The sequence below is a fragment of the Bacteroides graminisolvens DSM 19988 = JCM 15093 genome, from assembly GCF_000428125.1.
GTDB lineage: Bacteria > Bacteroidota > Bacteroidia > Bacteroidales > Bacteroidaceae > Bacteroides > Bacteroides graminisolvens.
The window spans coordinates 435,071-448,597 of sequence record NZ_ATZI01000001.1 but is presented as its reverse complement, the minus strand read 5'-3'; the positions used below and the strand labels follow the sequence as shown (position 1 = coordinate 448,597).

The window sequence follows — 13,527 nt, the reverse complement described above, 5'->3', positions numbered from 1 at the left end:
TGGTTTATTTTTCTATGTGATAATATAATATTCCGTTATAAGTAACCGGTGTCTTTCCTGTGCAAAGACCAATACGTGATGCCGGATATTGAATCTCAATTTCATCAATTTCTTTTCCATCAACAAATAAATAGAGTTTGTCATTTCGCCTCACTGCACGAAAATTATAAGAGTCTTTAAATTGTTGATGAACTCGCAACTTATAAATGTGCCTTTGAATGTCTTCTGCGTTTTTATTTGTGAAACGAATGCCCTCTGCTTTTACTGGCTCTACTGACAAACGATTAAAAGCCGGATGAGCTGCAATCTCCACCAGTTGATTCTTAATGGGCAGCCATTTACCTTCTTGTAAATATTCAATTGTAAATAAGCTGAACATATCATCAACGAATGTCGATTTATGATCTGCATCATGACGATTTAAATAAAGGGTATCAATTAAACAAGGAGATGAGAAACGATAGTTCTTCTCTATAAAATCAGTATACTTCACATCAGGATAAACTGTTTGTATACAACTTAGAGAATATTTTTTGTGCCACAAACTCTGTCCTTTCTTTACAGCAGTCACTTCAAACATCCGGGTGGAGCCATTAAAAAATGCTTTCACATAATTGTCCTTATCAACATATATCGGATATGAACCCGAAACAGATTGTTCGGATAAACCGGACAGTTGAAAACTCAATTCGTATTGGCAAAGCAATTCTCCTTTCAGTATCTCTCTTTCGGCAGGTAGTGCAACCTCTTCGTCGTCGAAGCCGATGGTGTAAGTTACGCCTTCAAAAGTCGCATTTCCCGACTCATCAAACACTCCGGGAACTCCGGGAGTTAAAGCTGGAATTATATCTGAAAAAAGATGTTTTTGTGGGGTCGGTATTTCATCAAGCCAGACCTTCAATATTCCCATATTTCTCTCCACACGAAAATGATGATATACACCCCAACGAAAATCGGTAGGTAAGGGGAAAGTTTGTGTGGACTTAGAACCACCCATGCATGTTTGTAAATACCAGCACTGACTGCCAGCATCTAAACCGACCCGCGCATAATGATTTTCATCCTGCCACCAAGCAACCACACCTGCGTTTCTGGTAGTTTTAATGGCAGTTTCGAACAAATAGGCATTTGATGGTTTTAATTGTTTCAGTACACCAAACGAGGTTGTTTCCATATTCATTGAGAACGTTGGCAAAGAAGGTGTGGGATGATATCCGGCTGTCTGAGGACCGGTTATTCCGTCAACATACATGGTTTTATCAAAGAACTGAACGCGATTAATGTATTGCCCTCTTTGGTCGTTGTTCTTATTTGCCATGTAAACCAGCCACCATTCAAAGCCATTGGGTCCTCTGAGAATATTAGGTTGTCCGGGTGTCATGAGAATATCATCAGCTTTATCATTTCTCATGTCAAACAAAGAAACGTCAAAAAACGGCGAATGCCCTCTTTGGGTTTCAATAGCTAATAGATTATTGCCCTCTTTGAGAATAGCGCATTGCTTGGGTTCTAAATTTACAATGCAATAATTGCTACCCCCTTTTTCATAAATCAATAGTCCATTCAAATAAACTTTAGTATCACCCGTGTGCAACACACGCAAAGCCAAATTTCTGGTTTGCTGTGCTGTAAAGTTCTTCCGAAGCCATAAAAAAGAAGAGTCCCACTTGGTCCCAAATTTTCGGGTGGTCGACCCTGCTATTTCTTCTGCAGCAAATCCTCCTTCTCCTTGTTTCCAATCAGAATCCTTGTAAACAGGGAGCGTCCAACCTCCCAATGGTTTTGTTTCTGTATAAGCAAAAAAAGGATTATACTTACCATCATATCTCAAAACATCTACGTAATTTTCTTCCAGAATAGATTGGTTACTTTCTACAACCGGATAACTATATTTGTTACCATTTTGAAAACTTAAAGGTGAGTCGGCCTCAGCCACTCCCAGTTGATAATTACCCCAATGTGTTGAGGTATGATTTGCATTGTACATCATGTAGTAGCGTTGTCTATACTTGATTACCCAAGGGCCTTCTGCCACTCTGTTATCTATTGTTTCCCACGTATTGGGTAATGATGCAAATAAACATACAGGGTCACCGGCAAACTGTGAAGGGTTTTTCATTTTGCGTGCCCAGATGGTATTTCCATCAGTAAACCGCACCATATACATATAAAGTTGCCCATCATCATCCTTAAATAACTTGGGATCTATGCGATTGTCCATCCAACTTTTTTTATCGGGTTCCACGTAGGGTCCCAATACATGCTGACTTTGTGCATGTACAATATGGACGGCATGCTTGTCTTTGCCCCAATAATTAACCGACCAATATAAATGGAACTGCCCATTTAAATACAGCATGTCATTTGCATGAATCTGACTATTGTCTGCCCCAGTGTTTTGACTCCAATCGTTGTTCATTGACACAACATGAATGGGTTTACTCCAATGGGTCAAATCTTTAGATACATAGAAATCTCCGTTTGTACGAACTCCTCCAAGGTAATACTTGCCATTATATTTCATTACTCCGGCATCTGCAACTCCCGTGAGTACAGGGTTCTGAATGTTCTGGGCAAATAAAGAGTTACAACAAGCAAATAAAAAAGGCAATATTGCTTTTCGACTAACAAACATAAATGTATTTGTTTATATATACGGAGACTATGCCCAAAAGCATTCAAAGTATTCTTGGCATAGTCTCCATTTATGATTTAGTAACTTGGATTTTGAGTAAGCTGTGGTTCACCGTTTACTTTACTGATATCCACCTCTTTCTGAGGAATAGGCATACGTTTATGTTTGCCTATAACGAAATTAGTAAAGTCTTTGTCTCGAACTTTCAGTTCATCAATACTGGCTTGCGTATCAAGTAATCCCCATCTTTTAATATCAGCCCATCGCCAACCTTCAAAACAAAGTTCTAAGGTTCGTTCTGTCTGAAGGCGCTTCATAAAGGATTCTTTAGAGTTCAAGCTTTCTTTCCAAGGACTATCTTTCAGTTTAGATAAGCCAGCTCGTTCTCTCACTTTATCAACATACACTGCCGCATCGGTCACACTACTGCCTGTTTCAACAAGGCATTCTGCGTAGTTCATTAAAATGTCGGCATAGCGCATGATGCGATAGTTGTTTCGTGCAAAATAATCTTCTCTTTCACGATAGTAAGAGGTGTTGTATTTACGGATATAACAATCCTGAGAATCTTGTCCCCAGCCGGCGGGCCAGCTAGAAGCCTGATAGTTGTAATATTTGGCCGACTGATCAGGGAAATCAGCTGCAAAACCTTTATAAAGAATACTATTATATAAACGTAAATCATTCTTGCCATCTGCCCTTTTCTCTTTGAGGAACTCATCAACTAACCAACGACGGGCCTTACCGTCGCCCCAACCAATTCCACTGGGTGCATAGAATTGAGTACGTTGAAAACCAAAGGCCATGCTTGCATCATTACCTGTACCCCCTTTGTTCAGGTCCGAGAACTGAATTTCAAAGATACCTTCCTTGTTGTTTTCGTTTAGATCAGTAAAATTATCTTCCCGATTAGACAATAGTCCATACAAAGAACCTTCTTTATCAACAAGCCATTTCAATTCTTCTTTTGCAAGATCAAATTTGTGTTGTTGCATGTATGCTTTTCCAAGCAACGCTTTAGCAGCACCCTTAGTTGCTCTTCCTAAATTAGCAGCATCCCATGACTCGGGTAATTTGCTTGCTGCAAAAACCAGGTCCTTCTCTATTTGATCCCATATTTCTTGTTCAGAAGCATCTTTGGGTACGTAATTAGCATCTTGAGGTTCTAGTACCAACGTCCCTTTTTCCCACAAGAGATTTATCTGGAAATACCATAAAGCCCTTAAAAAAGAGGCCTCAGCCAATACCTGATTCTTCTCGGTCTCATCCATCTCAATACCGGGAACATTGGCCAATACTTGGTTACAGCGGAAAATACCGACATAGAAATGTTCCCAATGTACTACATTCCCTTCGTAAAAATTATAATTTGTATAAAGGAAACGGGTCCAATCGCCCAATTCTATCCAGGGAGAAGAACTCCATCCTTCATCAGACGCCAAGTCATAGCGAAAAGACAACCAGCGCATCCAAGTACCTTCTTTATACAAGAAGCTATAGCAAGCATTAACTCCAGTCTCAGCATCTGAAGCTGATTTCCAGAAAGTAGGAATTGTTGTTTCATTGGGATTTTCAATATCCAGCAGGCTGGAGCTACATCCGGTACACAAAGACAATGCACCGACAATCAATAATCCATATATTTTCTTCATAATATTAAGCTAAATTGATAAGTTAAAAAGTCAAATCAAGACCGAACATAACAGAACGAGTATTAGGATATGAAAAACTATCTGTTCCACTATTCCATATATTCGTATTAACGAAATCAGGGTCGAGACCTGAATATCCGGTAAATGTTATCAGGTTACTTCCGGTTGCAAACAGGCGTAGTTTCTCAATCCCCAAGTTAGTAAGCCACTCTTTCTTGAAATTATAACCCACAGAAACATTCTTCATTCTGAGATAAGAACCATTTTCAAGGAACCGGTCGGCATCCATAGAATTACGCTGATCTCCGTAAATGATACGAGGTGTATTTGAATTGGGATTGACCTGATACGGTTCTTCTCCTTTCTTAAAGCGAATGTAATTGGAATTATCAGAGAATAAACGTCCCTGCCATTGGGCTACATTATAAATTTTATTTCCGAATTGCCCATTCCACATCATACTAAAATCAAAGTTTCTCCACTCAGCATTAAGTACAAGTGATAGTTGCATCTTCGCCCACGGACTTCCACAGAATTGACGATCCTCAGCAGTTATCTGGCCATTATCATCTTCATCCATATATTTCACATCTCCAAGCTGAGGACGTTTACCATTAATAAGTATTGGTTGCCCTCCCGAAGTGATGTAATTATCAATATCCTCTTGTGACTTAAAAATGCCATCAGTCTTGTATAAATAAAACTCTGCTAAAGATTGTCCAAGAACGGTTCTGGCTTGCCCTGAGTCGACTTGTCCTTTTCCGTAACCTAAATCAATGACCTTATTGCTTAAGGTGGTAACATTCATTATTGCACTATATTTAAGATCTCCTATTTGATCTCTCCAACCAAGACTCAATTCGAAGCCCTGATTCTTAAGGCTAGCAGCATTGGCTTTCGGAGCTCCTCCTTGGTTACCAGTAGATATTGCTATTGGCATATCTGTCAGTACATCTTTCGTCTTTGAATGATAATATTCAGCACTAAGTGTAAGACGCTGTTTCAGAAAACTAGCATCAAAACCGATATTGACGGTTTCTTTTGTTTCCCAAACAAGTCCACTATTTACTATTTTCACTTGAGTAGACCCAGGAACCACCGCTCCGCCAAAGACAGTTACAATACTTTGGTTTATGGTTCCCAAATAATCCCAGTCACCAATGGAGGAACTTCCTAAACGGCCCCAGTTTCCTCTTATTTTTAAATCATTCACCCAAGGTAAGTTGAAAAATTTCTCTTTTGATATTCTCCAGGCAGCAGAAAAAGAAGGAAATGTTCCCCAACGATTTTCCTTGGTTAAACGTGAAGTTCCATCGCGCCGAAAAGTTGCAGTCAGATAGTACTTATCATCGTAATTATAATTGGCACGCCCCAAATAAGATATCATAGCATTCTTGCTAATACTGTTTGAATTTTGTTGATTACTTTGTCCGGCATTCAAAACTTCAAGATAGCTACCATCACCTAAAAGAGGAAAGTTCAAACGAGAAGCCCACAAGCCTTCCCACTCGTGCTTTTGATATGTTGTACCTAATACAGCATCAACATGATGTTTTCCAAAATCTTTATTGAAATTCAACGTGTGCTCCACTAACATATTATAAGTATTGTCACGAGCTTTTTGCCCTTCAGGGTCACGATGTTCCTGATTCTGAGTCCAGTTTCCTTCTCCCCGGAACCATGAGTTTTCATAGAAGTAAAGATCAACTCCTCCATTAAACTTATAAGACAGAAAATCGAAAGGTTTGAATTCCAACCACAAAGAGCCATTCAGTCGGTTTTGTCTGATATGACGTTCTTCCAGGTTCTCACGCGCAATAGGGTTTGTTCCAAATGTATTATACTTAGCAGCATCACCGTAGCCATATCCTCCGGGATTATTTTCATCATACAAGGGAATAGTAGGCATCATGCGCAGGAAATCATTATATGTATTTGTCTGATTAGGATCTGTATTTGTAAGCGAATAAGCCATATTTTCGCCAAAAGAGAACCAGCCTTTTTTCCCTTGCGTGTTTACACGGAAACTGTATCGATCAAAGGTGTTTCCATAAGAAACGCCATCATTATTATAGTATCCTGCCGACACGAAATAGCTTCCCGAATCACCACCACCAGAGAGCGACACGTTATAATCCTGAACCAAAGCCGTTTTCAAAACTTCATCCTGCCAGTTAGTGTCATAAGATGAATGTTGTTGAGTAGTAGTAACAGAAGCAATACCATCTTTAATTGCTTCTTTATAAGCAATGTCATTATACTTAATGTATTCTGCCGCATTCATCAAATCATATTTCGGACTCCATTCAAATGTTTCCTTGGCACTTACATTCACTTTCATCGGGCCTTTCGTCCCTTTCTTAGTAGTAACAATGATTACTCCATTAGCAGCTCTTGAACCGTAAATTGCAGCAGCCGAAGCATCTTTTAGAATTTGAATAGACTCTACATCCGAAGGATTGAAGTCCACACCCGGATCTGTTATCATTCCGTCAACGACCCATAAAGGAGAGTTGTTGCTTAAAGATCCTATACCACGGATTTCAATGGAGGCATCTGCACCCGCTCTACCGGTACTGCGTACATTCACTCCACTAGCCAAACCTTGCAACTGACTTACAATTGTTCCTGCTGCACTCTTCTTCATTTCCTTGGTGTCGACAACAGCTACAGCTCCTGTCAAATCTGACTTTTTCACGGTTTGATATCCAATAACGACAACTTCCTCTAATGTCTTTGCATCGTCTTTCATCACAACACGCATTGGACTGCCTTTGTAGGGTAGTTCGCTATTAAGCATACCGATATAGGAGAAAACAAGTATGCTGCCCTTCTTTCCATTAAGGGAGAAATTCCCCTCAACATCAGTAATAGCACCCATCGTAGTACCTTTGACAATGACATTTACACCTGTCAAAGGCTCGTTATTTACATCTGTTACAGTACCCGTAATCGTCACTTCTTGTGCGTAGACTGTAACTGCGGAAACAACAAATAATAAGAATAAAATTTTCCTGATCATCTTTATAGAATTAGATTTTGAACTATGCGGAAAACAGATTCCGCTTTGGGTTACAATTTTGAGAAAAGAATCCTGTCTTTATAATTTAGTTAGAGACAGGTACTTGATTGGAATTTTACGTCATAGGCTTCTGGTTCATAGTATCACAATTTGATTGGTTTTTCGGATTCAAAGATATCTTCATCTAATAAAACAAGATGCAAATATCTTATCAATCTATACAACTATAAATCCAAAAAACGCCTCTTGTCGGGCATACTACGATATGTGACTCAATTGTTCTATCTTTGTAATCAATCCGTTTGTTATTTCACAAAATCTTTAGGTAAGACACCGAACTGTTTTTGAAAACATTTAGTAAAATAAGACGGTGTATTAAATCCGGTCATGTAGCACACTTCATTAATCTTGCACTCACCTTCATTCAAAAGCTGGGCCGCTTTTTTGAGACGTTCAAGACGAATATAATCATTAGGAGTCATATCTAAAATACCTTTTATTTTTCTGTTTAAGCTTGATCGGCTCATATTTAGCAGACTAGACATATCATCTAAACAGAAATCGGGATTTTGCAAGTTAGCAATAACTATTTCGTTTAATGTTTTTAGGAAAGCTTCATCAGCTTTGGTCATGGCCATACTATTAGTTTGCACAAAAGGAGAATGCAAAAATGAAGCCCGGAGTTTCTCCCGATTATTTAAAAGATTAGAGACACAAACTTTTAGGTACTCAACTGAAAATGGTTTTTCTATATAAGCATCAGCACCTAGTTTCATCCCTTCAATCTTTGCCTGAAGAGTTGTTTTAGCAGTAAGCAGAATAATTGGGATATGACTGTAATCAAGTTCGGACTTCAAACGCTCACACAGCTCTAGTCCATCCATCTCAGGCATCATAATATCTGATATAACAAGATTGATCGTATTTTCTTCTAAAATTGTCAACGCTTCTACACCATTTTCTGCCGTCAACACCTGATACTCAGAAGATAATTGTTTGACTATAAAAGCCTGCATTTCAAGACTGTCCTCAACGACCAACAATGTATAACGGAACATTCCGGTCTGAACTTGTAATGCGTATTCTTTCAAATTATCTTCATCTGATTCTGTTTTATTGATCTTGAGATTCATTGAATGAACATGCTCAAGCGGAAGCATCAACAAAAAACAATTATTATCTAAAGAATTATTCATGTGAAGCGTTCCTCCGTGTAATTCAGCCAAAGAGCGCGCCAAAGCCAATCCGATGCCAGTACCAGAAGCCGTATTCAGCACTCCCGCTTTATATTGTATAAATGGCTTAAAGATTTCATCACGCATTTCCAACGGTACTATATTCCCATCATTACACATCGATAAATATAGTTCACTGTTTTCAGCATAAAGCTTAATCCATATTTGCTTATCAGAGTACTTAATAGCATTAGTAAGCAAATTACTAATTATTTTAGTCAGAGCCTCCTCATCAACAGAAGCAAATAATGTTTCGGGAGAATCAACAGTAAGTTCAAGACCTTTCTGTCTTGCCATAGGTTTGAATCGCCTATATGTTTTCTGCAAAATATCAGGAATATTACACTCTATAAGGTTTAATTGAAAACCTTGTGTCTCTGTTTTACGGAAGTCAAGCAACTGATTTACTAGATCAAGCAGGCGATTAGTATTAAGATCCATTATTTCAAGATCATCCTTTATATCCTCAGAAATAGAACGAGAAGTCAAAACATTTTCTAATGGACTTTTAATTAATGTAAGTGGAGTACGAATTTCATGAGCTACATTCGTAAAAAAGTCAATCTTTGCGGTGTATAATTCTCTCTCCTTTTCACGTTCAAACCTCTCCATTGTTTGAACATGTTTTTGCCGTGTTCTTTTTCTAAAAAACACAATAAGACTCAACAAAGAGCAAAGAGTAAGTATAATGTAAACAGCATAAGCCCACGGCGATAAATAAAATGGCGGGCGAATACGTATATTTAAAATTTTCTCTACCGCATTCCACTTTCCATCACTATTAGAGCCTTTGATGTGAAGTACATAAGTTCCGTAAGGCAGGTTTGAATAATTAATAATAGAATTGCGTCCAACAGCATACCATTCACGGTCAAACCCTTCCAATTTATATTCTAAACGATTCATTTCAGGAGCCTGATAGCTTAGTGCAGCAACTTGAAGAGAAAATGAATTCTGATTAGCGTCAAGTTCTATTTCGTCCAAATATGTAATGCTGCCTTTCAGAGGAGAGTCTGGACTCTCTACTGAAAGACGTTTATTAAACAAATAAAAATCAGTAATAACGATAGGAGGAAGAAAACTATTTTCGACAAATGTCTCAGGATCAAAAACAATAAATCCATTTATGCTTCCTAAGTAAATGCGTCCTTTTTTATCTCGAAATGCCGATTGAAAATTGAATTGATTACTTAACAAGCCATTTGCAGTTGTATATACTCGTTTAGTATCTGCTTCCGGGTTAAAACAGACTAAGCCATTATTTGTTGTAATCCATAAATTCCCTTTGTTGTCATCAATCATTTCATAAATGGTATTACTAGGAAATCCTTGCGACATATTGTAGCGGGTAAAATTGTCTGTCTGAGGGTTATATCGGCAAAAACCTTCGCCTAAAGTCATAAACCATAAACGTTTCTTATTATCTTCATAAATACCTATAACCTTATTATAAGGCAATGAAGAAGGATTATTCTTATCAAATTGATAATTTTTCCATCTACGGTTACGTACATTATAACAAAATACACCATTAGAGAAAGTAGCAAACCAAAGATTACCATTGAAATCTTCTAATATATCATAAGTAAACATGTTTCTAAGTTGAGGAATGCGCATAAAATCATCTGTACTTCGATTGTATTTTAGTAAGCCTGAGGTTGTTCCTATCCAAATATCTTTTGAGGCTGTTTTACAAATTGTAAAAGCATCGTTAGCCATCATTGAGTTTTCAGTATCACCTTTGGAATAGTGTTTAACTTGCTTTGTTCGTAAATTCACTCTATTCAAGCCCCCCGAGAAAGTTCCAACCCATAGTTCATCTTCATCTAAGCAGAGTCCATGTACGTTTTTATAAATCGCAGGATGTTCGAAAGGTTCAATCTTACCTGTCATTGGATTAAAGTTAAACAAACCTTTATCTTCTGTTCCAATCCACAATGTCCCATCATTACTTTCACAAATTTCTCGAACTCTACGACCAAAATGTTTCAAATCATCTCTGGGATAAAACTTCTCAAAATAAGTCCATTGATAGGGATAGTAGTTGACTCCTCCAAAGTATGAACCAATCCACATACCGTTTTCCTTGTCACGGCAAAGAGAATAAATGGCATTATCAGATAATGCATAAGAATCATCTTGATTGGGAACCGTCACATGAGTTAACACATCTCTTGTTAAGTTATAAATGTATAAGCCGGTTTCTGTTCCTGCCCACAACTCATCATCTGATTTAAACTGTAGCGTACGAACGTATGCATTCAATAGCCTTCTGGTTTTACCGCTTGTCTGATTTATTTCAGTTAAGCCATTGACTGAAGCAACGTAAACACAATTATGCGGTCCATTTACTTGCCAATTTATTATGTCACCTTTAAATATTTCTTCCCCTTCAGAATTTCTAAATGGTTTTAAAGCTGTTTTAAAATTATCTTTTGAATAGTAAAGATTATCAGCATATAAAGCTAGCCAACAGGTCTTTCCACTAAGCCAAAAACGAGTCACATTGGCTAAACCTGAATTCCCCAAATAATTAGTCAACTCCTTACCAACATCACGATAGGAAAATAGGCCTTGATTTTCTACTGATATCCAAATATTATTGTGTTCATCACCTCCTATCATAGTCACAAAATCCTTTATACATATTCCGCTGTTACTAACTTGATTGAAAGCTGAAAAAGAATCTAATTTTGGGTTATAGATATAAACTCCCCCATCAGTACCCACCCAAATATTCCCTTTATGGTCCTCATAAAGTGCCGTGATAAAATTCTTTCCTAAGGTTGAATTTTCCTTCTTATAAACCCGAAAAGAAAGGCCGTCATATCTATTCAAACCATCTTTGGTCCCTACCCACATGAAACCATTTTTATCTTGTAGAATCTGATAAACAGTATTTTGAGAGAGCCCGTTTCTTATATCTAAAGTTCTAAAATAATAATGAATATTATTTTGCGCATAGGAAGGCAATGAAGCCATTATGCACAAAAAAAGGAATAATCTTACCATTTTTGATATCATATAGTCATTTTCAAAAAATTATTTTTCTAACGCATTACAAATACGAGAATTCACTCTTTTAATCCGTTCTTCATCCAGTTTTATTACTTTACGATCATATGTCATTAAGCCATTCACTTCAACTTCAACATCGGTTATTTGGGTGTAAACGGCAGCAGAAAAACCTTTCTCAATAAGTCGATAAAGCTTTTCAGCATACTTTATATATTCATCAGTTGCTTCTGTTGAAGAATTAAACTGCACGTATCCCCAGTTTCTATCAGGTTCCCAAACATGATCTTTTAAAACTAAACCTATACCTCCGTATTCGCCAAGTACAGTTGCCCTTTGAGCGTCATAAAGATACAATTCAGGTGCCGGATAATTGTGAAGATCAAGAATATCTCCACAAGTATAATGATTCCCTCCGCTGGCCGGATTTACTAAACGGGTGGGGTCATATTGTTTCGTCCAGTCCGCAACTTCAGCTGTTTTGAACTGTCCCCATGCTTCATTAAATGGTACCCAAGTACTAATACAAGGGTATGAATATAGACAGTCTATTATTTCTTTCCATTCTTTACGATAAATAGCCTCAGATGATAATGAACGTTTCATTTCAATGCCATCAAAATACTTTCGATTTTGCCATTGAGGATTGCTATCACCGCTAGGCATATCTTGCCAAACTATAATACCAAGTCTGTCACAATGTGTATACCAGCGAGCAGGTTCTACTTTAATATGCTTTCGAATCATATTAAATCCAAAATCTTTTGTTTTTTTTATATCATACAACATGGCATCATCTGTTGGTGCTGTATAAAGTCCATCGGGCCACCAACCTTGATCTAAAGTTCCAAATTGGAATAATGCTTTATTATTCAACTCCAGACGAACAATACCATGAGAGTCACGACGTACAGAATACTTGCGCATCGCTGCATAACTCTCAACAGCATCTAGTATTTCGTTACCCTTCTTCAAACGAATCTTCAATTTATAAAGGAATGGTGAATCCGGACTCCATAACTTTACATTTTGAGGCATTACAATCTCTACGGGCTGAGAATAAATACTTTTCTCTGTTAATATCAAGTTCTCATCATCATAAACTTCTACTTCTATTACATCAGCATTAATGCTTCCTTCCAACTCTGTCTTTACAATAAGCAAGTGATTATCAATATCAGGAGTGATATGTAAACTTTCGATGTATGCATTAGAAACAGGTTCTATCCATACTGTTTGCCAAATACCAGTAACAGGCGTATACCAAATTCCCTCTGGCTTACTCACCTGTTTACCTCGTGGTTGAGATGATTTATCTGTAGGATCCCAAACTTTAACCACAACACAATTCTTGCCTTTTGCTAAAATGGCAGATGTGATATTGAATGAAAATGGGGTAAAGCCACCAGTATGACTGCCCACTTTAATATTGTTAACCCATACATCAGCCTTCCAGTCAACAGCGCCAAAATGTAGTAAAATAGATTTTCCTTTCCAAGATGAAGGTATCTCAAAATATCGTTGGTAAACAAGCTCCTGCTGTTCTGTAATTAGTTTTCCAACTCCCGATAATGAAGATTCTATAGCAAAAGGTACAAGAATCTCTCCTTCAAATTTAATAGGTAGAGATTCGCCTTTATTAATGATTGCATAGTTCCATAAACCATTTAAATTTTTCCATTTATCCCGTTCCATGATGGGTCTAGGATATTCAGAAAGAACATTTGAAGGATCAACCTGAGAAGACCATTCCGTTTTAATTCTACTTCCTACAGCTTTCCATTGCGCAAAGGTTTCAATAATAGCGAACATAAAAAATAATAGAAAAACAATAAATCTTCTCATAGTATTACAATAAATTAGTTTTAGATAAAGCAAATATATAGCGATTCCACTATATAAAATAGAATTATACAACCAATAAATAGAACTTTAGCATTATATTCAATAAAACCAGGATTATTACTT

Annotated in this window: 5 protein-coding genes; all 5 read right to left on the bottom strand. The window is 37.4% G+C overall.

The features are described 5' to 3' along the window. Window positions 1-4: 4 nt before the first annotated feature. The 5 genes from C511_RS0101805 to C511_RS0101785 all read right to left on the bottom strand — a co-directional run bounded on the left by C511_RS0101805 (window position 5) and on the right by C511_RS0101785 (window position 13,404). The gene (locus tag C511_RS0101805; protein WP_027317699.1) at window positions 5-2,635 is read right to left on the bottom strand and encodes a family 43 glycosylhydrolase; all 2,631 of its coding nucleotides are present in this window, start codon (window positions 2,633-2,635) and stop codon (window positions 5-7) included. Window positions 2,636-2,712: 77 nt separating this feature from the next. Next, window positions 2,713-4,287, bottom strand: a complete 1,575-nt coding sequence (locus C511_RS0101800; RefSeq protein WP_024995359.1) for a RagB/SusD family nutrient uptake outer membrane protein — start codon at window positions 4,285-4,287, stop codon at window positions 2,713-2,715. Window positions 4,288-4,309: 22 nt separating this feature from the next. Further along, window positions 4,310-7,309, bottom strand: coding sequence for a SusC/RagA family TonB-linked outer membrane protein (locus C511_RS0101795; RefSeq protein ID WP_024995360.1), 3,000 nt, complete (start codon window positions 7,307-7,309; stop codon window positions 4,310-4,312). Between the two features lie 305 nt (window positions 7,310-7,614). Continuing rightward, entirely contained in the window at window positions 7,615-11,556 is a 3,942-nt protein-coding gene (locus tag C511_RS0101790) for a two-component regulator propeller domain-containing protein (protein WP_374048554.1), read from the bottom strand. A gap of 30 nt (window positions 11,557-11,586) precedes the next feature. Next, window positions 11,587-13,404: a glycoside hydrolase family 2 protein gene (locus C511_RS0101785; RefSeq protein ID WP_024995361.1), complete on the bottom strand. Its 1,818-nt coding sequence runs from the start codon at window positions 13,402-13,404 to the stop codon at window positions 11,587-11,589. Window positions 13,405-13,527: the final 123 nt, after the last annotated feature.

What these genes read in the sequence shown, in the direction of transcription:
- C511_RS0101805 (WP_027317699.1), bottom strand. Translation starts at nt 2,635, where the DNA reads ATGTTTGTTAGTCGAAAAGCAATATTGCCTTTTTTATTTGCTTGTTGT.
- C511_RS0101785 (WP_024995361.1), bottom strand. Translation starts at nt 13,404, where the DNA reads ATGAGAAGATTTATTGTTTTTCTATTATTTTTTATGTTCGCTATTATT.
- C511_RS0101790 (WP_374048554.1), bottom strand. Translation starts at nt 11,556, where the DNA reads ATGGTAAGATTATTCCTTTTTTTGTGCATAATGGCTTCATTGCCTTCC.
- C511_RS0101795 (WP_024995360.1), bottom strand. Translation starts at nt 7,309, where the DNA reads ATGATCAGGAAAATTTTATTCTTATTATTTGTTGTTTCCGCAGTTACA.
- C511_RS0101800 (WP_024995359.1), bottom strand. Translation starts at nt 4,287, where the DNA reads ATGAAGAAAATATATGGATTATTGATTGTCGGTGCATTGTCTTTGTGT.